The organism is Cedecea neteri (assembly GCF_000757825.1).
Classification (GTDB): domain Bacteria; phylum Pseudomonadota; class Gammaproteobacteria; order Enterobacterales; family Enterobacteriaceae; genus Cedecea; species Cedecea selenatireducens.
Genome location: NZ_CP009451.1, coordinates 2,866,496 through 2,889,637 on the forward strand (window position 1 = coordinate 2,866,496; position 23,142 = coordinate 2,889,637).

Below are 23,142 nucleotides of genomic sequence, written 5' to 3' on the forward strand. Positions count from 1 at the left end.
GCAGCCAGGCAAGGTAATCGTTTGAATAAAAGGAAAAATAATGAAACTCCGTATTTCTATGCTGGCAGCAGCGCTGGCCGTGGCTATGCCCGCGCTGGCGAAGGATGTGTCTCTCCCTCAGGCCGCGGCGATAGCCAATACCGTGACTCCGGCGAACAGCAGCCAGGCGTTTGATGATCTTGAAACGCAGTCCCTGGCGGCGCTCCGCACTGCCCTGAAAGGCGATGCGGATAAGCTGACCCGCGACCAGCTGGATAAAGCCAAACAGAGCAAAAAGCTGGCGGATACCGCGTGGCTGAAGGCCAGCGGCTATGACTTCCAGACCAAAGCCAACCAGAAAGCGGGCATCGAGCTGCTTTCCGCGTTCAGCCAACTGCCCGACTCCGTGATTAAGCCGAACCTTGAAACGGTCACCAGCATCAACCTGAACGCCGTGCAGGCCTCCCGCCATCAGGCGCTGGCGGATGCAGAGGGCATTAACTATCTCTATTTCCTGAGCGACGCGATGGGGCCACGCCTGGGCAAGGCCTTCCTGGCCGCCTACGATAAAGGCGAGCTGAGCAAGGCCGCGGCGCTGATTAAAGCCTCTGAAGTCAGCACCAGCGCGGCGAAGAAGCACTTCAACAACCCGCGTCCGTTCCTGATCCAGGGCAACACCATCCATCTCGTGCCGGACGATGTGGTGGTGAAAGATAACAAAGCGTACACCGCAGACGGCGGCTCCTTCCCGAGCGGCCACACCAACACGGGTTACACCGACGCGTTGCTGATGGCCGAAATGGTGCCGGAGCGTTTTGAGGCCCTGGTTGAACGCGGCGCGCGCTACGGTTACTCGCGCATTGTGCTGGGCGTGCATTACCCGCTGGACGTGATGGGTTCCCGCATGGTGGCGCAGCGTAACGTGGCAAACTACCTGAACGACCCGAAATACCGCGCGTTGTTTAACGAAGCTCGCGATCAGCTGCGTACCGCGCTGGAAAAAGAGTGCGGCACCACTTTGGCTGAATGTGCGAAATCTTCCGCGAAAGACGATCCGTATCGTGCGCCAGCGATGAAAGAACTTTACCGCTTCACCATGACCTACGACCTGCCGCAGCAGAAGGGCGAGAAGCAGGCTCTGAAGGTGCCACAAGGGGCGGAAGTCCTGCTGGAAGCCGCGCTGCCTAAGCTTTCCGCCTCACAGCGCCGCGCTTTGATGGTGAAAACGGCGTTACCTGCGGGCTACCCGCTGTCCGGCACGACGGCGGACCAGCAGTTCTGGCAGCGTCTTAACCTGCCTGCGGCCTACGGCATGGCGCAGAAATTCCACTGATTCACCTTTCGGGGCGGCGTCTGCTGCCCCTTTCCTGGCGAGCTAAGCGCAACGTCCGGGATTGAAATTCGCTACACTTAACCCCATGCTAGATCCCATGCACAAAGCGCCGCTTGAGCGCTTCTCTCTCCCTTTTAATCAGGAACGCGCTTATGACCAATCCATTACTGACTCCTTTTGAGCTGCCGCCGTTTTCCGCCATCAAACCTGAGCATGTTGTGCCGGCCGTGACCAAAGCGCTGGACGACTGCCGTGCGGCGGTGGAAGGCGTGGTCGCCCAGGGCGCGCCTTATAGCTGGCAGAACCTGGTTCAGCCGCTGGCGGAAGTGGACGATCGTCTGGGCCGCCTGTTCTCCCCGGTCAGCCATCTGAACTCGGTGCAGAACAGCCCGGAACTGCGCGAAGCCTATGAGCAGACATTGCCGTTGCTGTCCGAATACAGCACCTGGGTTGGCCAGCACGAAGGGCTGTACAACGCTTACCGCGACCTGCGTGACGGCGCGAACTACGCCAGCCTGAGCGTCGCCGAGAAGAAAGCGGTGGACAACGCCCTGCGCGACTTCGAGCTGTCCGGTATCGGCCTGCCAAAAGACAAACAGCAGCGTTACGGGGAGATCTCCGCTCGCCTGTCCGAGCTGGGGTCTACCTACAGCAACAACGTGCTCGATGCCACCATGGGCTGGAGCAAGCTGATTACCGATGAAGCCGAGCTGGCAGGCATGCCGGAAAGCGCATTGGCTGCGGCCCGCGCTCAGGCAGAAGCCAAAGAGCAGGACGGCTGGCTGCTGACGCTGGATATTCCAAGCTATCTGCCGGTGCTGACCTACTGTGACAACCGCGCCCTGCGCGAAGAGATGTATCGCGCCTATTCAACGCGTGCTTCTGACCAGGGGCCGAACGCCGGGAAGTGGGACAACACCCCGGTGATGGAAGAGATCCTGGCGCTGCGCCACGAACTGGCTCAGCTGTTGGGCTTTGGCAACTACGCGGAGAAATCCCTCGCCACCAAAATGGCGGAAAATCCGCAGCAGGTGCTGGAGTTTCTGTCCGACCTGGCAAAACGCGCTCGCCCGCAGGGTGAAGCCGAGTTGGCTCAGCTGCGCGCCTATGCGAAAGAGCATTATGGCGTGGAAGAGCTGGAGCCGTGGGACATCACCTGGTATAGCGAAAAACAGAAACAGCACCTTTACAGCATCAGCGACGAGCAGCTGCGCCCGTACTTCCCGGAAGAGCGCGCGGTGAACGGCCTGTTCGAGGTTGTGAAGCGCATCTACGGCATTACCGCCAAAGAGCGTAAAGATATCGACGTCTGGCACCCGGACGTGCGCTTCTTCGAGCTGTATGACGACCAGGGCGAACTGCGCGGCAGCTTCTATCTCGATCTTTATGCTCGCGAGCACAAACGTGGCGGGGCGTGGATGGATGACTGCGTGGGCAAAATGCGCCGTGCCGACGGCTCGCTGCAAAAGCCGGTGGCCTACCTGACCTGTAACTTCAACCGCCCGGTGAACGGCAAACCTGCGCTGTTTACTCACGATGAAGTGATCACCCTGTTCCATGAGTTCGGCCACGGCCTGCACCATATGCTGACCAAAATCGAAACTGCGGGCGTGTCCGGCATCAACGGCGTGCCGTGGGATGCGGTCGAGCTGCCGAGCCAGTTTATGGAAAACTGGTGCTGGGAGCCGGAAGCGCTGGCGTTTATCTCCGGCCACTATGAAACGGGAGAATCTCTGCCTGTGGAACTGCTGGAAAAAATGCTGGCGGCGAAGAACTACCAGGCTGCGCTGTTTATTCTGCGCCAGCTGGAGTTCGGCCTGTTCGACTTCCGCCTGCATGCGGAATTCAACCCGGAGCAGGGCGCGAAAGTGCTGCAGACGCTGGCCGAGATTAAGAAACAGGTTGCCGTGGTACCGGGGCCGAGCTGGGGCCGCTTCCCGCACGCCTTCAGCCACATCTTCGCGGGTGGCTACGCGGCGGGCTATTACAGCTACCTGTGGGCCGACGTGCTGGCGGCGGACGCTTACTCTCGCTTCGAAGAAGAAGGCATTTTCAACCGTGAAACCGGCCAGTCGTTCCTCGACAACATCCTGACCCGTGGCGGTTCGGAAGAGCCGATGGAGCTGTTCAAACGCTTCCGTGGGCGCGAGCCGCAGCTGGACGCGATGCTGGATCACTATGGTATTCAGGGCTAATCCACCACGTGAAAATCTGTTTACTGACTGAAGCAGGCGCCGACTCCGGCGCCTTATCTGTTTTGAGCGAGCGCTGGCAGCTTGAGCATGATGAAGATGCCCTGATGGCGCTGGTACTCACGCCTGAGCATCTTGAACTGCGCAAGCGCGATGAACCAAAGCTTGGCGGCATCTTCGTTGATTTTGCCTCCGGCGCGATGGCGCATCGCCGTAAGTTTGGCGGCGGCCGTGGCGAAGCGGTGGCAAAGGCCGTTGGCGTGAAGGGCAGCTATCTGCCGGACGTTGTAGATGCGACAGCCGGGCTGGGGCGCGATGCTTTTGTGTTGGCCTCTGTAGGCTGCCGTGTGCGGATGCTGGAACGCAACCCGGTTGTTGCCGCGCTGCTTGATGACGGCCTGCGTCGTGGCTATCAGGACCCGGAAATCGGCGGCTGGCTGCAGGAGCGATTACAGCTGATCCACGCCTCGAGCCTGACGGCGCTCAGCGATATCACGCCGCGTCCGGATGTGGTTTACCTCGACCCGATGTTCCCGCATAAGCAAAAGAGCGCGCTGGTGAAGAAAGAGATGCGTGTTTTCCAGTCCCTGGTGGGGCCGGATGAAGATGCGGACGGGCTGCTGGCTCCGGCCAGAGCGCTGGCGAAGAAAAGGGTGGTGGTGAAGCGTCCGGACTATGCTCCGCCGTTGGCCGAAGTCGCCACGCAAAATGCGGTGGTGACCAAAGGGCATCGGTTTGATATTTACGCCGGAACACCGGAGTAACGCTAAAACGCTGGAAAGCCCCTCGCAGAAGAGAATATTTCTACTCGTCTCTCTACGGCTGCATTGGCATGTTGAACGCTATGCAGCCGATCCGACGTTACGCCCGCCAGTTAAGGCGCCAGATGACCTCCGAAGAGAACCTGCTGTGGTATCAACTCCGCAGCAGGCGCTTTGCCGCGTATAAGTTTCGTCGCCAGCATCCGGTTGGCCCTTATATCGTTGATTTTGCCTGCTGCGCTACACGTCTGGTGATAGAGCTGGACGGTGGACAGCATCAGGCGCAAAAAGGTTACGATGAGCGAAGAACGCAGTACCTTAATGAGCAAGGGTGGCGGGTGAGGCGGTTCTGGAATAATGAGTTGTGGGAGAATCTGGAGGGCGTATTGGCGGTGATTCTGCAGGATTTGAGTGAGCTGTGACCCTCACCCCGGCCCTCTCCCTGGAAGGGAGAGGGGGGAAAATCAAAGAGTTATGCTCGATCCAGTCCCCTCTCCCCCGTGGGGAGAGGGTTAGGGTGAGGGGAAAATCTTACTCGTCTTCTTCATCACGCAGCGGAACAATCAGCATATCCACATGCACGGTATTGATCAGCTGGCGCGCCGAGGACATCAGCTTGCTCCAGAAGTCCTGGTGGTGACCGCAAACCACCAAATCCATATCGTATTTTTTAATGGCATCGACCAGTACCTGGCCCAGATCGCCGCTGCCGCTCAGGGTTTCGGTGATTGGGTAGCCCGCGCCGGTGGACAGTTCGGTGAGCGCGTGGTGAGTCTCTTCGGAAATGCGTTTCTGCATATCGCCCAGATTGACGTCAATCAGCCCGGTATACAGATCGGAGTAATTCACATCGACATGAATCAGGGAAACTTTCGCGTTATAAGGACGAGCCATGGAGACGGCTTTTTCTACCAGGACTTTGCTCTCAGGGGAGAGGTCGACTGCGATCAGAATGTGTTTATAAGCCATAATGTTACTCCTTCCATAAGTTATCGATGACTCTCGCCGTCATCTTTTAAACCGCAGCGGCATGAGCTACGGTCACCCGATCTAAAGACTTAAATTGTAGATGGTATTTCTATCTTATAACGAGCTATTCAGCCCGACAATGCGCTATCCCTCAAACTCATTCAAGCGAAAAATGAATCAGGCCACTTTGATAAAGATTAACGCGGTGGTAAAAAAATTAAGGGATCTCCTACACTATTAAATGAGCCGGACGGGAAGAATGCTGTGACCTGTATCGGTTATTCGCTGCAGGATTGTCTGACAGGGTTTTCGGGGAGAGCGGTTGTCCCGGAGCAAACGCTTCGAGGGCTTCGCCGGGAGGGGTACATGATCAGCACCGTCGCGCTGTTCTGGGCGCTTTGTGTAGTTTGTGTGGTGAATATGGCGCGCTATTACTCTTCACTGCGCGCGTTACTGGTGGTGCTGCGCGGGTGCGATCCGCTGCTGTATCAGTATGTCGACGGCGGAGGCTTTTTCACCTCGCATGGTCAACCCAGCAAGCAGGTACGGCTGGTGCGTTATATCTACGCCCAGCGTTATTGGGATCATCACGATGAGGAGTTTATTCGCCGCTGTGAGCGCCTGCGCCGCCAGTTTATTCTGACGAGTTCGCTGTGCGGATTAGTGGTGATTAGCCTGATTGGATTGATTATCTGGCACTAGAGTATCAGGGCAGAGTTATGGACAAGCATAAAAAAAGCGGGCCAGTTTCCTGACCCGCTTTTTCTTTTGGCTGCCGCTTACACGAAGCGCAGCGCAATCCAGTACAGCCCGCCGGAGAGCAGAATCGAAGCCGGTAAGGTGAATATCCAGGCCATCAGGATATTGGTTACCGTCTTACGCTGCAGGCCGCCGCCGTCCACGATCATCGTCCCCGCCACGGAGGAAGAGAGCACGTGAGTGGTGGAAACCGGCATCCCGGTATAGCTTGCCAGACCGATAGAAACGGCGGCCGTCATCTGCGCGGACATCCCTTGCGCATAGGTCATGCCTTTCTTACCGATCTTCTCACCGATGGTGGTCGCCACACGACGCCAGCCGATCATCGTCCCGATACCCAGCGCCAGCGCCACAGCCAGAATAATCCAGACCGGCGCGTACTCGATGGTGCTGAGCATGTCGCCTTTCAGTTTCTTCAGCAGGCGCTGATCGTCCGCGCTCACTTCCGGCAGCTTCGCCACTTTATCGGTCGTGTCGGAGATGCACAGCATGATGCGACGCAGCTGGCTACGCTGCTCAATGCTGAGCTTGTCGTAGCTTTCGATGTCGGTCAGCATCAGCTTCGCGCGGTCCAGCGCGGTGATCGCGTTGGCCGGATGGCAGTGGAACTGAGCCGGTTCAGTTGCGCCCGCTTCCGGGGAAGGGATCAGCTGTTCCGAGCCGGTGGCTTTCTTCAGCAGCTCAGGACGTTGCTGGAAGAAAGTCTCAACATTGTTCACCGCATCGCGGGTACGGGTGATTTCGTAGCCGGAGGCGTTCATGTTAACCACGAAGCCCGCCGGGGCAACGCCAATCAGCACCAGCATAATCAGGCCAATGCCTTTCTGACCGTCGTTAGCGCCGTGAGAGAAACTCACGCCGATAGCGGACAGGATCAGCGCGATACGCGTCCAGAAAGGCGGCTTTTTCTTGCCGTCTTGCTTTTCACGTTCCGCAGGCGTCAGGTGAATACGCTGCTTTTTCTTGGTGTTGCTCCAGTAACGGCGCAGCAGGAAAATCAACCCACCGGCAATCACCAGCCCGACAATCGGGGACAGAATTAATGAAGCGAAGATCCCAACAACTTTCGGGATATTCAGCGCGTCGACAACCGAGGTTCCGGTCAGCAGCGCGTTGGTCAAACCGATACCGATGATGGCACCGATAAGCGTATGGGAGCTGGAGGCCGGCAGACCAAAATACCAGGTGCCGAGGTTCCAGATAATAGCGGCCAGTAACATAGAGAACACCATGGCGAGACCATGAGAAGACCCTACGTTTAACAGCAGATCTGTAGGTAGCATATGCACAATGGCATAGGCTACGCTCAGCCCACCGAGCAGAACGCCGAAGAAGTTAAACAACGCAGCCATTGCCACCGCAAGTTGCGATCGCATAGCGCGGGTGTAAATTACCGTTGCTACTGCGTTAGCCGTATCGTGGAAACCATTAATAGCTTCGTAGAACAGCACAAATGCCAGAGCAAGCAATAGTAAAAGCCCGGTGTGAAGATCCAGGCCGGCAAACAAATGTAGCATAGACGTTACGCCATTTTGAGGACATGAACGCGGCGCATTATGTAAGACAACCTCCACCGCGGCAAAGTGAAATCTGGACTTTTTTTGATTTTAGTCGCCATCTGGCCTGCTGGTGGAATGATTTACATTTTGTTTATCAACTACCTGCATTTGTTCTTAACCTTAAAGCTGGTGCGACCAGCCGCAGGTCTTTACAATCCGTTGCCTTAAGCATAGTCGGGAGTCGGTCGTGGAAAAGTTTGATGCCATTATTATAGGTGCGGGTGCAGCAGGAATGTTTTGTGCGGCGATGGCCGGGCAGGCGGGCAGCCGCGTATTGCTGATTGATAATGGGAAAAAACCGGGCCGTAAAATCCTGATGTCCGGCGGCGGACGCTGCAACTTTACCAACCTTTATGTCGAGCCTGCGGCCTATCTGAGCCAAAACCCGCATTTCTGCAAATCTGCGCTGGCACGCTATACCCAGTGGGACTTTATCGACATGGTGGGCAAGCACGGCATTGCCTGGCATGAGAAAACCCTCGGGCAGCTGTTTTGCGATGATTCCGCCCAGCAGGTTGTCGATATGCTGGTGGCAGAATGCGAAAAAGGGAAGGTGACCCTGCGCCTGCGTAGCGAAGTCATAAGCATTGAGCGTGACGAACAGGGTTATACGTTACAGCTCAACGGCGGCAGCGTGCAGGCCGCTAAGCTTGTTATCGCCAGCGGCGGCCTGTCGATGCCGGGACTGGGCGCGACGCCGTTCGGGTATAAAGTGGCGGAGCAGTTTGGCCTGAAGGTGCTGCCGACTCGCGCGGGCCTGGTGCCGTTTACCCTGCATAAACCTTTGCTCGAACAGCTGCAGGTGCTGTCCGGCGTCTCGGTGCCTTCCGTCATCACTGCTGAAAACGGCGTCAGCTTCCGGGAAAGCCTGCTGTTTACCCACCGGGGCCTTTCCGGCCCAGCCGTGTTGCAGCTCTCAAGCTACTGGCAACCGGGCGAATACGTCAGCGTGAACCTGCTGCCGGACACCGACCTGGACGGCTTTATCAACGAGCAGCGTAACGCGCACCCGAATCAGAGCCTGAAAAACACGCTGGCGATGGTGCTGCCCAAGCGTCTGGTGGAATGCCTGCAGCAGCTGGAGCAAATCCCGGACGTAACGCTTAAGCAGCTCAACGTTCGCCAGCAAAGCGAGCTGGTGGAAACGCTGCAAGCCTGGCGAGTTCAGCCCAACGGCACTGAAGGTTACCGCACGGCAGAAGTTACCCTCGGCGGCGTGGACACCAACGAACTTTCCTCGCGTACCATGGAAGCCAAAAAAGCGCCGGGCCTCTACTTTATCGGCGAAGTGATGGACGTCAGCGGCTGGCTGGGCGGCTATAACTTCCAGTGGGCCTGGAGCTCCGCCTGGGCCTGTGCACAGGCGCTGGTTGAAGCCTGATGCTCCGCCTTGCGGCTGCGATGCTAGATTGTGATATGTTATGCACAATTGCAGCTATTTGAGGGCTAAACGTGACAGATTATGACGCATTGCCTGAACAGCGCCAGGCGATGATCCACCAGATCCTGACCGAAACGGGCAGGGTGATTGGGGCTGACGTGGCGCGGAAGCTGGGCGTGTCTGAGCACACTATCCGCCGGGATCTGCAGGAGCTGGCGCGCCGTGGCCTGTGTAAAAAGGTTTATGGCGGCGCCATCAGCCAGTTCCAGCAGTCTGCCAGCTTTGAAACCCGCGTGTCGCAGGATGTGGTTGAGAAGTCCCAGGTGGCGCGGAAGTGCGCCGGGATGATCAAAGCCAATACCTGCGTGTTTCTCGACGCCGGTTCAACCTATCTGGCGATGGTGGAGTTTATTCCCGAAGAGCTGGATCTCACCATCGTCACCAACTCTCCGCAGATTGCCGCCGCGCTAAGTGGGCGCACCCGTGGCGAGCTGATTTTGTTAGGCGGTAAAGTTAACCCGCTGACCGGCAGCACGCTGGGCTCCGACACGGTAAACCAGCTGCGCGGCATGGTTTTCGATCAGACCTTTATCGGCGTGTGTGGGCTGGATCCGCAGGCTGGCCTGAGCGCGGTTTATTACGAAGATGCCTGCTTTAAGCGAGAAGTGTTGAGCCAGAGCAACGAGGTGATCGCCGCCGTCACGGCCAATAAGATGTCTCAGGTGGCTCGCTATAAGGTGGCACCTTGCGAAGACATTGACGTGGCGGTGGTTAGCTCCGAAACCAAAATTACCGATTTCAGCGGCGTTAACCTGCATATTGAAGTCGCCGACTAGCAAAACGGGCGGCGCGTCTGCCGCCCATCTTCACATTCAGTTTTGCAGCGCCAGCAGGCTTTTTATCGTGTGCTGGACCGCGCTCTCGTCATTGCTGCCGGTGATAAAGCGCGCCGCGGCCTTCGTCTCCTCAAACGCATTGCGCATCGCGAAGCTGTATTCCGCCTGAGCCAGCAGCTCGAGGTCGTTATAGCCATCGCCAAACGCCAGGGTTTCCGCCGGGCTGACGTTCAGTAACTGCTGGAGCTTTTGTACCGTCGTCCCTTTGTGAACGCCATAATCGGCAATATCAATCCACGCCGCTTCGGACACCACGATATAAACATCCTGCTCAAAAGGCGCGAGCACCGGCCGGGTCTGCGGGCAGTTTCCGGCTTCGTCATAGACGCTTATCTTCACAAAGTCGCAGTTAAGTTCTGCGAAAGAGTCCACCTGCGCCAGGCGGGCGTAGGACTGGCGCATTTTGTCTTTAAGGCGCTGCGGCACGTCTTTGCGAATAAACGCGCTCTCGCTGCCGCAGGCAATAATCACGTGGTTGTCGCTGGCGGCCTCCAGCGTGTCGATGATGCGTAATCCCAGCGCATTATTGATAAGCGACTCGTAGATGTACTCCCCGTTCCTTTTGATGCGCGTGGCGCTGTCGCCGATTATCCATAAATCCTGACGGTAATCGGCGAACAGCTCTTCCACCCGCTGGCACTGCTTGCCGGTGCAGGCGGCGAAATGGACGCCTTTTTGCGCCATTAAGCGGTGCGTTTGGGCAAATAATTCACGGTCATAGTCGCCGTGGCTATTGAGGAAAGTGCCGTCCAGGTCGGTAATGATCAGCTTTATCATGTTGTTATCCCATCGGTAAGCGTTCTGTAGGCGTTTATATTTTTAGTTTTGAGACGAAGGGCAGATTGCGGTACTTATTTTCCCACGGCATGCCGTAGCCGATGAGCAGGTCATCGTTGTCCATGATGTAGGCATGAAATTGCTCCACGGGGATCTCTACGCGGCCCGGCTTCACAAACAAAGTGGCAATGGCGAGGGATTTCGGGGCGTAGTTCTCGATTAAATGTTCGACCAGGCGCTTCATGGTGCCGCCGGACTCGATGGCATCATCCACCAAAATCACGTCTTTCCCCTTGATGCCAATATTGTCGTGGTAAACGATGGTAGAGCCGTTATTTCTGTCGCCCGGCGTGTGCGGGCAGGAAATGTAGTCCATTGATATATCGAAAGTTAGCTGCCTGACCAGGTCGGCGGTAAACAGGATCCCGCCGGGAACGACCGTAATCACCACCGCCTCGTGATAGCGACTATTTAGCTCTCTGGCGACCTTCGTTACGCCATCGGCAATCGTCGATTCGTTCATCACTATCTGCCCAACATGGTTATTTCTCACTGCTGAATCCTCATTTGTTATCTTATGCTCGATGTTGCTCGATTAACATAAGATCTAATGCTCGGTTGTGCAATGTGAAGACGGTCTCGTGCTGCAATTTTGTGATCTTTAACGATCGAATGGAGAGTTATGTGCCCAATGTGGCAAGACCGAGCATTGGGCGGAAGATCTTAGGGGCGAAGATCGAAGCGGATCGGCAGCGTGAGCATAATTTGCGCCTGTCCTGGGGCGATGTCTTCGGTGGGGGCGGGCAGAGGCGTCGCGCGAGCCGGCAGGGCAAGTGCTTCTCGATCCAGCGTTGGCGTGCCGCTGCTTTTTTCCAGCGCCACGCTGAGGACCTGGCCATGCCTGTCGAGCGTCAGGCTCAGGTAAACCACGCCCTGCGCCTGTTGGCGTAAGGCCTGAGCCGGGTAACGTTTGAAGCGGTCCAGGCGCTGGCGCAGCAGGCTGACCCAGTTCACTTCGCCGGGGCTGGGTGCGCTGACGGTGCTGCTCCCTGCGGTACCGGCGCTTTGCTGAGGATGGCTGGCGGGCGCGTGGGTTTCGGGCGCAGGTGGCGTGGGTGCCGGCGGTACTTCGGCATCGTGTGGCTTAACCGGCTGAGGTCTGGTTTTGGCACTGTGGCGCACTTTTTTGGCGACCACGATTTCCGGGTTCGGGGCTTCCACGCTTTTCACCTCTTCTTTTGGCTCTGCTTTCTCCTGAGGCGCTGCCGACCGTATCTGTTTGATCTTATCGGGCTGCTTCTCCGGCGTGGCCGTGGATGCCGGGTCGGTAGAGGGTAAAATCATCAGTGCAATAGGCGGTGGCGCGGTGGCCGGCTGTTCCTGCGTGGGCCGATAAGCGAGCCAAAGGAACACGCCAGCGTGCAGCAAAAGCGCCAGCAGTAGCCCTGTACCCCGGCGTGAGGCGGGCAGGCTGTCGGGCCAGGCAGGAAGAGGTTGTCTTATCGGCAGGGTTGAAGGCATGACCAAATTACTCCGCAGCCGGGCGGCTGGTTATCGTTTCAGGAGAGATAAGAGAGAGGACACGCGAACTGCGTAAACGGGCAGTCTCGAATGAATAACGAGACAATCAGCATGGATACACCATCAGCGAAGCATTATTCACTGCCGTGAAAGGCTGACCCAGTAGCGCGACAGCGTATTTATCCTGATGGGTAAGACGCGCGGTAAGGCGGCCAGAATCTCATCGGTATCCGTTAGCGGGAAAACGCCCGACAGCCGCAGGGAAGCTATGTCCTCGTCGCAGCGTAAAACGCCCGGGCGATAGCGGTTTACTTCCCGCAGGAAATCCCCTAGCGGCATATTGTCGGCCAGCAGTTTACCGTGAACCCAGCCGGGCTCTTTTTCACCGCCGTGCAGGCCCCCGGACTGTTCTTGCGTCAGCCATGCTCCCTGGCCCGCGCCGAGCTGCAGCCCGGCCAGCCCCGAGCTACGCGGATAAAGACGCACGGCTCCGTGGTAAACGGCAATACGAGTACGTTCCGGCTCCAGCTTTACGCGGAATTGAGTGCCGAGAGCCAGCACTTTACCGTGAGGTGTCGTCACGCTAAAAGGCCGGGGCCAGGCCGACAGCTTTTCACGCTGCCCGGTGGTAATCAGCAGGTCGCCGCTGAGCAGCTCAATCTGACGCTGCTGCCCGGTAAAATTTACGTTTAGAGCGGTTTGGGTGTCCAGCAGCAACTGGCTACCTTCGCTGAGTTCAACCTGTCGCTGTTCGCCCGTTGCGGTGCGGTAATCGGCCGTGAACGTTTCCCAGCCGTGCTGCTGCCTGCCCCACTCAAGCGAGCCTCCGACCAGCAGTAAAGCGCCCAGCCCTTTTAAGGCGCGACGCCTGCCGCTGTTTTTTAACGAGGAGAGGCTTTTCTGCGCCAGCTTGCCGTCAACCTGCCTGAAGCCGGCGCATACCGCTTCAATGTGCCGCCACGCACGCTGGTTATCGGCGCTCTCCGCCAGCCAGTTTTGCCAGTTCTTTTTGTCCTGCTCGCTCACCTCATCAGACATCATCAGCGTAAGCCATGACGCCGCAGCGTAAGCGCTATTGCGGTTGAGTTCCTGCCCGTTTCGGTCGACTAAACGTTCGGGGATCATCAGCTTAGGGCAAAGAAGCAGTGCAGGTTAGCGCGCTGAAGATATTGCTTAACGGAGCTGCTGGAAACGCGCAGGCGTTCGGCAATGTCGCAATAGCGCATGCCCTGCAGGTGTGCCAGCAGGAAGGCTTCTCTGACCTGAGAAGGCAGGCCGTCCAGCGCCGCATCAATCTGTTCCAGCACTTCCAGAATCAGCAGCCTGGCTTCGGGGGAAGGGTGTTCCTGTTCCGGCTGGGAGGCCAGCGCGTCCAGCCAGGCCTCTTCGATTTTCTTGCGGCGATAATGGTTAGCTATCAGCCGCCGGGCAACCGTGGCGAGGAAAGGGCGCGGCTGGCGAATGGAAACCAGATCGGGGCTGACCAGGATATTAATAAAGGTATCCTGAGTAAGATCCTGCGCCTGTTCCGGGCAGCCGACCTTATTGCGCAGCCAGTGGTAAAGCCAGCGCTGATGATCGCAGTAAAGCTGCTGTGCAACCTGTTGGGAACGGGACATGACGTGACTCACCATCGATCGGTATCAGGGCGTGATAAATATTAAATGATAATCATTATTATTTTCATTTCTCTATTTTTATGTCAAGAGATTGCGGAGTATTAATGTACTTTTGCGAGCAATGAGAACGCAGCGCCGGGGCCGGCACTGCGGATAATCCATTAGAATTTCTGAGAAATACTCAGCTTGATGTTGCGCCCGATGCCGGAGACGGACTCGCCCAGGTACGGGTAGTAGTCGGTGTTGAACAGGTTATCGATGGCTACGCGAGCCTCCATGCCTTTAACCTGTTCCGGCTGCCAGGTGGCAAACAGCCCCTGCAGGGCATAGCCTTTGGTTTTTGGTAGTGCCCAGATGCCCGCTAACGGGTCACCGTCCTGCGGCGAACGGTCCTGCTTGCGCGCCATATCCATCGTCCAGCCGAACGTCATGTTCCATTCGGGGGCTTTTACGCCCAGCGTGGTGTGTGCGGTGACGGGCGGAATTTCTGCGATCCAGGTTTTATTACCCCAAGGGTCGCGCGGCGAAGCATCACGCTGGCCACGAATGGTGGAGAACGAGAGGCTGCCAAACATGCGGTGGCTGTCGTAAAACGACTCAATTTCCAGTCCCTGGATGGTGTATCCCGGCAGGTTACGGTAGTTCGACAGCGGCGAGCCGCAGTTCGCGCCACTTTTCACCGACTGCGCCCCGCACAGTACGCCGCGGCGATAGAAGATTTCGTCTTTGCCGCGGTTGCGGAACAGCGTGGTGCGGATTTGCACGCTGTCGTCGTCTGCCAGCAGGTCGTTGAAGTTGAGGATCATCCCACCGCGAACGCTGTGGATGGTTTCAACCTTCAGGTCGCGGCTGGTGCCGGAGACGTTAGACAGCGCGTACTGTACGGTGTACTGCTCGTCGATCGTCGGCGCACGCCATGTACGAGTGACGTCGGCAAACAGCGACATATTCGGCGTGGCCTTCCAGACCAGCCCAAGCGCAGGCGTAAAGCCGTGATAGCTTTTGCTGCTGTAATCGTGGCCGACTTTCGGATCGCTGCTGTTGTACATTGAGGCAATATTTGGCTCGCCGGTATTCGTCACGCTGTCGTAGCGCACGCCTGGCGTAACGGTGACGCTGCCGAGCGTCATGCTGTCCTGGATATACAGGCCGCGCGTTTGCTGCTCCCCGGCAGGCATGTAATACGGCTGGAAGTAGCCATAGTTGTAGGCCGCGTTCTTCTTGTAGCCAGGGTAGTACATCAGCGCGTCGCGTTGATTTTTATGCCAGCTCGCGCCGATTTCCAGCAGGTGATCCACCGGCCCGGTGCTGAAACGGCTCTTGTTACTGACCTCCACCAGATTGTCTTTGTAGTCCACCCAGCTCTCATTGCCGAGCGTGCCGAGGAAGCTGGAAGTGCCTGCGGAGTCAGGGCGAGTGTCGTGCTGTTTGGTTTTGGACCAGGCATAGCTCAGCGTCAGATCTATCCACGGGTTTTCTGCCGGGGCCAGATTCCACTTCACGGAGTAGTTTTCATCGGTCTGGTTGCGGTACACCAGCTTCCTGCGCCAGGCTTCGTCGAACCCGTATTTGTTGATATCGGCCTGACTGGGGGCGGCGATGTCGTCCCGCTTGGCGGCAAAAGGCTGCCAGCCTGTGGATTCCGAATGCATGGCCGAGAGCGTCAGCGTCTGCGAGTCGGTCAGATAGAGGTTGGTTTTTGCCAGCCAGGTGCCCTGCCGGTTGGCGGAATAGTCGAAATGGGTGCCGTCCGGGCGGGTAATGTTGCCGCCATCGCGTTTGCTGGCGTAGAGCATACCGTCGGCAAAGCCTTCCGGAGTTTTGCCGTACAGCGCCCCGCTGTAGATATTCTGGTTATCGTTGGTGTGGAAGCCGTACTTCAGCATGCCGCCAAAGTTTTCACCGGGCTGTAGCAGGTCGGCCGCGTCTTTGGTGACGATTTTAATGCTGCCGCCGAAGCCGCCGTTGCCGTTGGCGAGGTTAAACGGGCCCTTATCGACGTCGATCTGCTTGATAAGCTCCGGCTCGATAAACACCGAACCCTGGCGGTACTTCTCAAACCCTTTGGGCGCGCCGTCCAGCGTCACTTTGATGTCTTCCATACCGCCCATGCCCCAGATGTTCAGGCTCTGCCCGCCCGGACGTGGTGAACCGGCAGAAGAGACGCCCGGCAGTTTATCCAGCAGTTCGGCGACGTTATCCGCCTGGATCCGCTCGATATTCTCTTTCTTCAGCGTTGAACGCCCGGCCACCACGCTGTCGTCCAGGCCGCTGACCACGGAAAGCTCCGGCACACTAATCGGCGCGGCTTCACCAGCGGCGGCTCCCGTGGAGACGAGTCGATAGCTGTTTCCCTCGCGAACGGCTTTCAGGCCGCTGCCTGACAGCAGATGGTCAAACGCACTCTGTACCGAGTAGCGCCCCTTGAGGCCCGAAGTGGTTTTATTCGCAGCCTGGTCTGGGGTGAAAACGAGCATCACGTTGGCATCGCTTGCCAGCGTTTGCAGGGCGCTGCTCAAAGGCCCGGCAGGCACGGAAAACGCCTGACTGGCGGCTGAGGAGGCTTCTGTCGCCCAGGAAAACGTGGGTAAACCGGTTGCCAGCGCCAGCAGGCCGGATAAAGCAATGCCAGACGCAAGCGGGGCGCGAGGGAGCTGTGCAGGTTGGCTCGCGTCGGAAATGGCCGTAGCCTTTCCGTTATTTTTTATCGTCATGATGTATCCCTGAAGGTGAGTAACGAGAAGTACTGCTTCAGAGAGGTCACGCGAAACGGAAAATCAGGCAGAAAATTTTTTAATTAAGCGTGGGTGGCCTGGTGATTCTTGTTCATTTTATCCGGCTGCTAGTCGATATTCAGCTCCGAGAAGCGGGTAATGATTTTCCCGACAATGCCGTAATCGATAGCTTCTTTCGGCGACATCCAGTAATTGCGGTCGGTGTCCTGCTTCACCTTTTCCAGCGGCTGGCCGGTGGCTTCTGAGATCATCTTGTTCACGCGTTCGTGCATGCGAATAATCTCTCTGGCTTCAATCTCAATGTCCGTGGCCTGGCCGCGCACGCCGCCCAGCGGCTGGTGAATCATAAAGCGGGTGTTTGGCAGCGAATAGCGGTGCTTTTTGTCCGCGGCCAGGAAGATGGTGATCCCGGCGCTGGCAACCCAGCCGGTGCCGATGATATGGACTTCCGGCTTGATGAATTTGATCACGTCATGAATGGTGTCCGCCGCCTCAACGTGGCCGCCCTGGCTGTTGAGATACAGCTTAATCGGCTTGTCGTTGATGCTTTGCAGCAGCAACAGTTGGGACACCACCTCTTTGGTGATCGCCTGAGTTATCTCACCGGAGATAATGATCGAGCGTGAATCCAGCATTTTTTGCTGCATTAGCCCTGATACATTGGCGGGGGTAGCGCTTTCTTCAGGTTCATCTTTTTCTAAAAACGTAAGCATAATCAGTCTCCTGCCAGTTTTATGGCGTAATCAGGGATGCACTAGAGCATAGCACTTCATTCAGGCGCTGCACGGCACGAACGATCTCTTCGTCACTGTAGCCGCCGAGCCCGAGCAAAATACCGGCTTTCTGCCTGTCTGGCGTAAACATATGCGACACCGCACGGACGGCAATTCCGGCCTGCATTGCCCGCTCCACAACCTGGTGATCGTCCAGGCCGTGGCGCAGCCAAAGCACCATGTGCATGCCCTGGTCACAGGGCTGAAGCCAGGCCACGTCCGGGGAAATGTATTGTTCTACAGCCGCCATCAGTACCCGACGTTTTTCGGCGTAAACGCCGCGCATTTTTCGCAGGTGGCGGTCGAGGTGTCCCTCGGAAATAAAGCTCGCCAGCACGTGCTGGTCAGCCCCCGGCGGCTGCCTGTCCATCAGGATGCGTGCTCCGCAAAAGGCCGAAACCAGCTGCTCAGGCACCACGGCATAGCCGAGGCGCAAAGACGGGAAGAGGATTTTACTGAAGGTGCCGAGGTAGATAACGTTCTCCGGCCCAAGCCCCTGTAGCGCCGGGAACGGATGGCCCGCGTAGCGCATCTCGCTGTCGTAGTCGTCCTCAATTATCCAGGCCTGATTTGCCTGCGCCCACTCCAGTAAAGCGGCGCGGCGCGACATGCTGAGCGGCATGCCTATCGGGTATTGATGCGAGGGCGTAACGAACGCGGCGCGGGCGTCAGGAGCCAGCTTTTTGCCTGACTCAACGTCCAGCCCCTCGTCGTCAACGGCGACTCTTACCATCTTGCGGTCGCGGAACATCGTCTCAAACAGCGACGTGGCGCCAGGGTAGCCGGGCTCCTCCATCCACACTGAATCCCCCGCCTCCAGCAGGATTTGCAGCGTCAGGTACAGGCCGTGCTGGTTGCCGGAGGTGATGATGACCTGCTCCGGCGTGCAGCGCACCGAACGCGACTTTCTGACGTATTCGCAGATAGCTTCACGCAGGACCAGCGCGCCTTGCGGGTCGGCATAGCCCGACGGGGCACCGGCGCCTCGCGCCCGAATGCGGTTGCCGAGCTTGCGCCACACGTCGTCCGGGGCGGTGTCGCCTACAGGCACGGAAACGGCAAACGGCTTTGGGGCCAGCGTTTTTAGCTGCTCGCCGACTTTGGCAAATGCCTGCGCCTGGGCAGAAAGCGGAATTGTTGCTCCAGGACGTGTTGGCTGAACCGGCTGCGGGCTTTCCGGCGCGTAGGCCACTCTGGTGCCGGAGCCGTGTCTGGATTCCAGAAAACCTTCCGCAACCAGCTGTTCGAACGCTTCCAGCACGGTGCCGCGCGCCACATTCAGTGCGCCAGCCAGCACGCGCGTGGAGGGCAACAGGTCGCCGCTTTTCAGCTCGCCTTTATGGATGGCATTTTTCAGCGCTTTGGCCAGCTGCAAGCTTAGCTGTCCGCTGCGGCGGTCAAGTTCGCCGATGGCGGGAATATCTACGGCTCGGGCTTTACGTGACATGCATTGTGGCTCGGTCATATTGCGGGAATGTGGTTCTTTATCATAAACCACTTCGGCCATAAGCTGGGTAAAATTACCGCCAATAAAGGGCTGCCAATGTACATTCCTCGCCATTTCCAGGAGCACGATATTAATGTGCTGCAGGGGCTTATCCGGGCTAATCCTCTGGGCATACTGATCGTGCAGAGTGCAGGCGTGCCGGACGCTTTTGATATCCCCTTTGAACTTTGCCCCGAGCAGGGCGAACTCGGCACGCTCCGGGCTCATATCGCCCGGGCTAACCCACTGTGGCGCTCACTTCAGCCGGAGCAGGAAGTGCTGGTCGTGTTTCGCGGTGCGCAGGGGTACATCTCTCCTGGCTGGTATCCGGGCAAGCTGGAACATCATAAAGAGGTGCCGACCTGGAACTATCAGACCGTGCAGGCGCGAGGGAAAATCACCGTGCGGGATGATGCAGATTTCGTGCTGCAGCAGATAACCAGCCTGACGCGCCAGCAGGAGGCGCCGATGGAAATGCCGTGGCAGGTCAGCGATGCGCCGCCGGCGTTTATCGACTCAATGCTGAAGGCCATTATCGGAATAGAAATTCCTCTGGCCTCGCTTATCGGCAAGACAAAACTCGGGCAGAACAAAAAGCTTGAGGATCGGGCCGGAGCCGCTCAGGGGCTGATGGCGAAAGGCGAGCGGGAAATTGGCGAGGCGATGCTGCACAGCATCGCCAGGCGTGATAAAAAATAGCTGAGATTATCCCGGCAGACGGCTTTTTGGCCTGCCTGGCCCCAGCAGAATAGCCAGTTTCGCCCCGCCCTGGGTCGACTCCATCAGGATCTTACAGACGCTGGTCAGCGGCACCGAGAGCAGCATGCCCACCGGGCCGAGCAGCCAGCCCCAGAACAGCAGCGAGAGGAATACCACAAAGGTCGACATCCCCAGCCCGCGCCCCATCATGCGGGGTTCCAGAATATTCCCCAGCACCATGTGCACCACCAGGAACAGCGCCCCGACCATCAGCATTTCATAGGTGCCGTTAAGCAAGAAGGCCTGAATCATCGGCGGCACGGCAGAGATAACCGAGCCGATGTTGGGAATGTAGTTGAGCAGAAAGCCCAGCACGCCCCACATCAGCGCAAACTGCACGCCCAGCAGCTTTAATCCCAGCCAGATAATGATACCGGTCAGCAGGCTGATAAACGTTTTCAGCGCCAGATAGTGGGTGACGCCTTTTAACGCGCGGTGCATGCCGGCGATGTGAAGCTTCGGATTTGCCAGCGCGAAGCGCAGCTTATAGGGCACGTGACGCACTTCAAACAGCATAAAAATCACCGTCATCGCCAGCAGTAAAATGCTGGCCATCGCCCCTGAAAGACCGGCCATTAAGGTGGTGGCAAAGGTCATCAGCTTGTCGGAGTCGAGCTTTTGCAGCATACGTTCCGGCGACAGCGGCAAATGCAGGAACGGCATCGCATGCTCTATTTCTCGCACCTTCTGCGTCAGCAGTTTGTTGAACTGCGGCATCTGTTCCATGAAATCGTTCATCGACGTTGCCAGCACGCCAACGAGTAAAGTGAGCACCACCAGCATCACCAGCACCACGATGGTTATGGCCAGCGGGCGGTTAAAGCCCCGGCGCATAAACCAGGTGACCAGCGGGTTGAGAACGATGGCGAAGAACAGCGCCAGCAGCAGCTGAACGATGATGTCGGCGGCGGCGTGAATGCCAGCGAGAATAATCACTAACGCGGCAAGCTTGAGCAAAATATGCAGGCCGGTTTTATCGAGTTGAGGGGGAGTCATGCAGACGTCCTGTCAGGAAACGGTGCTTTTAGTGTAGTGCTTCCCGGGCGCGAGGCTGCGGCAGTCTGTCTGAAAATGAAGAAAAAAATGGCCCCGCGAGAGGCGGAGCCATTAATGCATCGCGCAACGCTTACTTGATGGCGATGGTATTGATGATGTTTTCCGCGTTGGTCTGCGCCAGCTGCTGGTTATCCGCAGGCAGCGTTATCTGCATGGTCAGCAGCTTGTCGTCCACTTTCCCAAGGATGATGGAAGAGTAGGCGGTCTGGCCTTTGGCGGAGATAACGCTGTCCAGCTGTTGCAGCTCGTGGCCTTTGATCTCAATGGATTTGTTGGTCACGACCTGAAGCTGCGGGTCACGCGCGCGCTGCTGTTCTTCCAGACGTTTTGCCAGCGCGGCAAGGTCGTCGGTAGTGTTGTCGCCGACAATCACGATCACTGCTTTCTGGCCGGTCGCGTCAGAATAAACGTGCATGTTGTTGGACTGGGTGCCCACTTTGCCGCTCTGATCGGTCATGTCTGCCGGTAGAGCGAAGCTCAGCTTGCCGTCCAGCAGTTCGATAGGCTGGCCGCTGGCGCTGCTGGCTGCCTGACTACCGGCGGTAGCGGTTTTGCTGTCGTTGTTGTCACAGGCGGCAAGACCCACTACCAGCAGGCCAATACCGACATATTTTACCAGGTTGCGCATCGCGTTATTCCTTTCCGTTAGCAAGCCACAAGGCCGATGCCTGCATCTTAACACAAGATATTCAGCCCGCGTTTAACCTGGCTGTAGCGCGGAGATTTCGGATTTATCTGCGAGGCGTTTCAACAGCATATTCAGCAATACGCCGTACATCGGCAGGAAGAAAATCAGGCTGATAAGAACCTTGAAGCAGTAATCGACCACGGCGATTTCTACCCAATGCTGGGCCATAAAGGCGTCCGGGCTGCGCCAGAAGGCGATAAAGAAGAACGACAGCGTGTCGCTCACGTTACCAAACAGCGTGGAAGCGGTAGGCGCTAACCACCAGCAGCGGTTTTGACGCAGGCGGTTGAAGACGTGCACGTCGAGGATCTGGCCGAGCGCATAGGCCATAAAGCTGGCGATTGCGATACGGGCGACGAACAGGTTGAAGTGGGTTAGCGCTTCAAAGCCCTGCCAGCTTCCCATGTAAAACAGCGCTGAGATGCCGTAGGAGATAACCAGCGCCGGGATCATTACCGCGAAAATAATTCGTCGCGCCAGCGGAGCGCCGAAAATACGCACCGTAAGGTCGGTCGCCAGGAAGATAAACGGGAAGCTGAAGGCGCCCCAGGTCGTATGAAACCCGAAGACGGAGACCGGAAGCTGAACCAGATAGTTACTGGAGGTGATCACCAGCAAATGAAAAAGCGATAGCCAAAACAGCGCATTAGTACGCTGGCGAGTGCTGAACTGCATCATGTTGTAGCCTTTTTAGTAGTGGGGTGAGGGAACCCAGTCAAAAATGTAAAGCGCGGGGATGATACTGCTTTAGCTTTTCATTGCAATGGTTAATTTTAACGCAATCGTTCACGCGGCTTGCGCCAGATTTTCCCCGGCGTAAACTAGCGCGGTTTTTGACGACCTGAGAGTGCTATGACCGATTTGTTCGCAACCCCCGACCATACGCTGGATGCCCTTGGCCTGCGCTGCCCGGAGCCGGTGATGATGGTGCGCAAAACCGTGCGCAATATGCCCGTAGGCGAAACGCTGCTGGTGATAGCCGACGACCCGGCCACCACGCGCGATATCCCCGGTTTCTGCCGCTTTATGGAACATGAGCTGGTTGCCAGCGAAACCGACGCGCTGCCTTACCGCTATTTGCTGCGTAAGAGCCACTGATCCCTCTCAGAAAAAGAGGGCAGGTGAGATGCCAAAGCGCCGGGAAAGCCGGCGGATGTGTTCGGTGGTTAGCTGTCGTTCGCCGCTGAGAATGCGGGATACCATCGACTTGCTGCCAATCTCTTGCTGAAAATCGCTCTGTTTTAATTGGTGATGCTCCATCAGGGTTTTCAGCATGGCTATCCCGGCCGGGATTGCCTGCATTTCCGCTCGGAACGTCTGTACTTCAGGCTGTGCGTTTTCCCAGGCAGAGATTTTGCTGCTGACAATCTCAACCAGTGGGTTTTCTGGGTCATTGAGCAGCAGGTATTCGACCAGCTCCAGCGCCGCCAGATAATCTTTTTCTCTGGTGCTGCCACCCAGCAGTGGAACCGCCGTTTTCAATGCTTCGGCGGCTTTAAGCGCATCAGCAATCATCTCTTCTTTCCCCGGTGTGTTTCAGTAAACCGCATGTATTCGCTGTGCGTCATGATATGGCGGATGTAGAACTTCTGGCTGGTAAAAAAGATAAGCGCAATCAGCCTGAGTTCATTGCCGGCGATATTGATGACGTAATGTTTATCGAGGTACTTAAAGTTATCCAGTGAAGGATAAATCCGCTTAAGTGATTCCGGCGTTGGAAAGAAGCCTTTTTCCAGCACTTTGCCGAGAATTTGCAGTTCCTGCCTATGTCTGGGAAATCTTTGACCCGCTTCTATAAGCGTCTTCAGCGTAATCAGATGCATCACTTCATCCTGAAGTTGACTGATTGGCAATAATTATGCCCGCAAGTTGCCAATCAGTCAACTTGCGGGCGGGGGA

The 23,142-nt window shown here is 57.2% G+C and carries 24 protein-coding genes; 9 read left to right on the top strand and 15 right to left on the bottom strand.

The genetic code is table 11. The features are described 5' to 3' along the window. The first annotated feature begins 40 nt into the window (after positions 1 to 40). From JT31_RS13190 to JT31_RS13205, 4 genes are all read left to right on the top strand, one after another. Positions 41 to 1,312 (top strand): acid phosphatase, encoded by a 1,272-nt coding sequence (locus tag JT31_RS13190; RefSeq protein ID WP_038477804.1) that lies wholly within the window; start codon positions 41 to 43, stop codon positions 1,310 to 1,312. Positions 1,313 to 1,464: 152 nt separating this feature from the next. Beyond that, positions 1,465 to 3,507: an oligopeptidase A gene (gene prlC / locus JT31_RS13195; RefSeq protein ID WP_038477809.1), complete on the top strand. Its 2,043-nt coding sequence runs from the start codon at positions 1,465 to 1,467 to the stop codon at positions 3,505 to 3,507. 8 nt (positions 3,508 to 3,515) lie between these two features. Further along, positions 3,516 to 4,268 (top strand): 16S rRNA (guanine(1516)-N(2))-methyltransferase RsmJ, encoded by a 753-nt coding sequence (rsmJ, locus tag JT31_RS13200; protein WP_038477811.1) that lies wholly within the window; start codon positions 3,516 to 3,518, stop codon positions 4,266 to 4,268. Between the two features lie 80 nt (positions 4,269 to 4,348). Further along, entirely contained in the window at positions 4,349 to 4,687 is a 339-nt protein-coding gene (locus JT31_RS13205; protein WP_038483109.1) for an endonuclease domain-containing protein, read from the top strand. 109 nt (positions 4,688 to 4,796) lie between these two features. Here JT31_RS13205 and uspA read toward each other — a convergent pair whose 3' ends face one another. Then, the gene (uspA, locus tag JT31_RS13210; RefSeq protein WP_008458645.1) at positions 4,797 to 5,234 is read right to left on the bottom strand and encodes a universal stress protein UspA; all 438 of its coding nucleotides are present in this window, start codon (positions 5,232 to 5,234) and stop codon (positions 4,797 to 4,799) included. Positions 5,235 to 5,600: 366 nt separating this feature from the next. Between uspA and uspB the strand changes: the two genes are divergently transcribed. Then, a complete protein-coding gene (gene uspB, locus JT31_RS13215) occupies positions 5,601 to 5,936 on the top strand; it encodes a universal stress protein UspB (RefSeq protein WP_038477817.1) in 336 nt (111 codons plus the stop codon). A gap of 77 nt (positions 5,937 to 6,013) precedes the next feature. Here uspB and pitA read toward each other — a convergent pair whose 3' ends face one another. Beyond that, positions 6,014 to 7,510 carry an inorganic phosphate transporter PitA gene (gene pitA / locus JT31_RS13220; RefSeq protein ID WP_038477820.1) on the bottom strand — a complete coding sequence of 499 codons (1,497 nt, stop codon included), beginning with the start codon at positions 7,508 to 7,510 and terminating at the stop codon, positions 6,014 to 6,016. A gap of 229 nt (positions 7,511 to 7,739) precedes the next feature. Between pitA and JT31_RS13225 the strand changes: the two genes are divergently transcribed. Together JT31_RS13225 and JT31_RS13230 are read left to right on the top strand one after the other, a co-directional pair. Beyond that, positions 7,740 to 8,933, top strand: coding sequence for an NAD(P)/FAD-dependent oxidoreductase (locus JT31_RS13225; protein WP_038477823.1), 1,194 nt, complete (start codon positions 7,740 to 7,742; stop codon positions 8,931 to 8,933). A 71-nt stretch (positions 8,934 to 9,004) separates the two neighbouring features. Next, positions 9,005 to 9,769: a DeoR/GlpR family DNA-binding transcription regulator gene (locus JT31_RS13230; RefSeq protein WP_038477825.1), complete on the top strand. Its 765-nt coding sequence runs from the start codon at positions 9,005 to 9,007 to the stop codon at positions 9,767 to 9,769. Between the two features lie 36 nt (positions 9,770 to 9,805). On the opposite strand, the gene JT31_RS13235 is transcribed toward JT31_RS13230, so the two are convergent. From JT31_RS13235 to JT31_RS13270, 8 genes are all read right to left on the bottom strand, one after another. Then, on the bottom strand, positions 9,806 to 10,606 hold the full coding sequence (locus JT31_RS13235) for an HAD-IIB family hydrolase (RefSeq protein WP_038477828.1): 801 nt from the start codon (positions 10,604 to 10,606) through the stop codon (positions 9,806 to 9,808). Positions 10,607 to 10,640: 34 nt separating this feature from the next. Then, on the bottom strand, positions 10,641 to 11,159 hold the full coding sequence (locus JT31_RS13240; protein ID WP_235212873.1) for a phosphoribosyltransferase: 519 nt from the start codon (positions 11,157 to 11,159) through the stop codon (positions 10,641 to 10,643). Positions 11,160 to 11,329: 170 nt separating this feature from the next. Continuing rightward, positions 11,330 to 12,127 carry an energy transducer TonB gene (locus tag JT31_RS13245; protein WP_038477834.1) on the bottom strand — a complete coding sequence of 266 codons (798 nt, stop codon included), beginning with the start codon at positions 12,125 to 12,127 and terminating at the stop codon, positions 11,330 to 11,332. 138 nt (positions 12,128 to 12,265) lie between these two features. Further along, entirely contained in the window at positions 12,266 to 13,252 is a 987-nt protein-coding gene (locus JT31_RS13250) for a FecR domain-containing protein (RefSeq protein WP_038477836.1), read from the bottom strand. Next, positions 13,252 to 13,746 carry a sigma-70 family RNA polymerase sigma factor gene (locus JT31_RS13255; RefSeq protein WP_038477839.1) on the bottom strand — a complete coding sequence of 165 codons (495 nt, stop codon included), beginning with the start codon at positions 13,744 to 13,746 and terminating at the stop codon, positions 13,252 to 13,254. Before JT31_RS13255 ends, JT31_RS13250 begins: the two co-directional genes overlap by 1 nt. A 161-nt stretch (positions 13,747 to 13,907) precedes the next feature. Further along, positions 13,908 to 16,460 (bottom strand): TonB-dependent receptor, encoded by a 2,553-nt coding sequence (locus tag JT31_RS13260; RefSeq protein ID WP_038477842.1) that lies wholly within the window; start codon positions 16,458 to 16,460, stop codon positions 13,908 to 13,910. Between the two features lie 128 nt (positions 16,461 to 16,588). Continuing rightward, positions 16,589 to 17,194, bottom strand: a complete 606-nt coding sequence (locus JT31_RS13265) for an ATP-dependent Clp protease proteolytic subunit (RefSeq protein ID WP_038477845.1) — start codon at positions 17,192 to 17,194, stop codon at positions 16,589 to 16,591. A 19-nt stretch (positions 17,195 to 17,213) separates the two neighbouring features. Next, positions 17,214 to 18,701, bottom strand: coding sequence for a PLP-dependent aminotransferase family protein (locus JT31_RS13270; RefSeq protein ID WP_038477849.1), 1,488 nt, complete (start codon positions 18,699 to 18,701; stop codon positions 17,214 to 17,216). A gap of 27 nt (positions 18,702 to 18,728) precedes the next feature. Between JT31_RS13270 and JT31_RS13275 the strand changes: the two genes are divergently transcribed. Then, complete coding sequence (locus JT31_RS13275) at positions 18,729 to 19,439, top strand: FMN-binding negative transcriptional regulator (protein WP_235212874.1); 711 nt, start codon at positions 18,729 to 18,731, stop codon at positions 19,437 to 19,439. A gap of 6 nt (positions 19,440 to 19,445) precedes the next feature. On the opposite strand, the gene JT31_RS13280 is transcribed toward JT31_RS13275, so the two are convergent. The 3 genes from JT31_RS13280 to JT31_RS13290 all read right to left on the bottom strand — a co-directional run bounded on the left by JT31_RS13280 (position 19,446) and on the right by JT31_RS13290 (position 21,921). After that, positions 19,446 to 20,495, bottom strand: a complete 1,050-nt coding sequence (locus tag JT31_RS13280; protein ID WP_038477852.1) for an AI-2E family transporter — start codon at positions 20,493 to 20,495, stop codon at positions 19,446 to 19,448. 130 nt (positions 20,496 to 20,625) lie between these two features. Next, positions 20,626 to 21,183 (bottom strand): DcrB family lipoprotein, encoded by a 558-nt coding sequence (locus tag JT31_RS13285; protein ID WP_038477855.1) that lies wholly within the window; start codon positions 21,181 to 21,183, stop codon positions 20,626 to 20,628. Positions 21,184 to 21,255: 72 nt separating this feature from the next. Then, positions 21,256 to 21,921, bottom strand: coding sequence for a 7-cyano-7-deazaguanine/7-aminomethyl-7-deazaguanine transporter (locus tag JT31_RS13290; protein WP_016538599.1), 666 nt, complete (start codon positions 21,919 to 21,921; stop codon positions 21,256 to 21,258). 174 nt (positions 21,922 to 22,095) lie between these two features. Between JT31_RS13290 and tusA the strand changes: the two genes are divergently transcribed. After that, on the top strand, positions 22,096 to 22,341 hold the full coding sequence (gene tusA, locus JT31_RS13295; protein ID WP_008458604.1) for a sulfurtransferase TusA: 246 nt from the start codon (positions 22,096 to 22,098) through the stop codon (positions 22,339 to 22,341). A 6-nt stretch (positions 22,342 to 22,347) separates the two neighbouring features. On the opposite strand, the gene JT31_RS13300 is transcribed toward tusA, so the two are convergent. Then, the gene (locus tag JT31_RS13300) at positions 22,348 to 22,758 is read right to left on the bottom strand and encodes a helix-turn-helix domain-containing protein (protein WP_038477859.1); all 411 of its coding nucleotides are present in this window, start codon (positions 22,756 to 22,758) and stop codon (positions 22,348 to 22,350) included. Continuing rightward, on the bottom strand, positions 22,755 to 23,066 hold the full coding sequence (locus JT31_RS13305) for a type II toxin-antitoxin system HigB family toxin (RefSeq protein ID WP_038477862.1): 312 nt from the start codon (positions 23,064 to 23,066) through the stop codon (positions 22,755 to 22,757). Before JT31_RS13305 ends, JT31_RS13300 begins: the two co-directional genes overlap by 4 nt. Positions 23,067 to 23,142: the final 76 nt, after the last annotated feature.

Bases quoted from the DNA above. Each gene is read 5' to 3' on its own strand.
- JT31_RS13250 (WP_038477836.1), bottom strand. From the start codon at position 13,252: ATGATCCCCGAACGTTTAGTCGACCGAAACGGGCAGGAACTCAACCGC.
- JT31_RS13235 (WP_038477828.1), bottom strand. From the start codon at position 10,606: ATGATAAAGCTGATCATTACCGACCTGGACGGCACTTTCCTCAATAGC.
- prlC (WP_038477809.1), top strand. From the start codon at position 1,465: ATGACCAATCCATTACTGACTCCTTTTGAGCTGCCGCCGTTTTCCGCC.
- pitA (WP_038477820.1), bottom strand. From the start codon at position 7,510: ATGCTACATTTGTTTGCCGGCCTGGATCTTCACACCGGGCTTTTACTA.
- JT31_RS13280 (WP_038477852.1), bottom strand. From the start codon at position 20,495: ATGACTCCCCCTCAACTCGATAAAACCGGCCTGCATATTTTGCTCAAG.
- uspB (WP_038477817.1), top strand. From the start codon at position 5,601: ATGATCAGCACCGTCGCGCTGTTCTGGGCGCTTTGTGTAGTTTGTGTG.
- JT31_RS13265 (WP_038477845.1), bottom strand. From the start codon at position 17,194: ATGCTTACGTTTTTAGAAAAAGATGAACCTGAAGAAAGCGCTACCCCC.
- JT31_RS13300 (WP_038477859.1), bottom strand. From the start codon at position 22,758: ATGATTGCTGATGCGCTTAAAGCCGCCGAAGCATTGAAAACGGCGGTT.
- JT31_RS13255 (WP_038477839.1), bottom strand. From the start codon at position 13,746: ATGTCCCGTTCCCAACAGGTTGCACAGCAGCTTTACTGCGATCATCAG.
- JT31_RS13245 (WP_038477834.1), bottom strand. From the start codon at position 12,127: ATGCCTTCAACCCTGCCGATAAGACAACCTCTTCCTGCCTGGCCCGAC.
- JT31_RS13285 (WP_038477855.1), bottom strand. From the start codon at position 21,183: ATGCGCAACCTGGTAAAATATGTCGGTATTGGCCTGCTGGTAGTGGGT.
- JT31_RS13290 (WP_016538599.1), bottom strand. From the start codon at position 21,921: ATGATGCAGTTCAGCACTCGCCAGCGTACTAATGCGCTGTTTTGGCTA.
- uspA (WP_008458645.1), bottom strand. From the start codon at position 5,234: ATGGCTTATAAACACATTCTGATCGCAGTCGACCTCTCCCCTGAGAGC.
- JT31_RS13190 (WP_038477804.1), top strand. From the start codon at position 41: ATGAAACTCCGTATTTCTATGCTGGCAGCAGCGCTGGCCGTGGCTATG.
- JT31_RS13260 (WP_038477842.1), bottom strand. From the start codon at position 16,460: ATGACGATAAAAAATAACGGAAAGGCTACGGCCATTTCCGACGCGAGC.
- tusA (WP_008458604.1), top strand. From the start codon at position 22,096: ATGACCGATTTGTTCGCAACCCCCGACCATACGCTGGATGCCCTTGGC.
- JT31_RS13205 (WP_038483109.1), top strand. From the start codon at position 4,349: ATGCAGCCGATCCGACGTTACGCCCGCCAGTTAAGGCGCCAGATGACC.
- JT31_RS13270 (WP_038477849.1), bottom strand. From the start codon at position 18,701: ATGTCACGTAAAGCCCGAGCCGTAGATATTCCCGCCATCGGCGAACTT.
- JT31_RS13305 (WP_038477862.1), bottom strand. From the start codon at position 23,066: ATGCATCTGATTACGCTGAAGACGCTTATAGAAGCGGGTCAAAGATTT.
- JT31_RS13275 (WP_235212874.1), top strand. From the start codon at position 18,729: ATGTGGTTCTTTATCATAAACCACTTCGGCCATAAGCTGGGTAAAATT.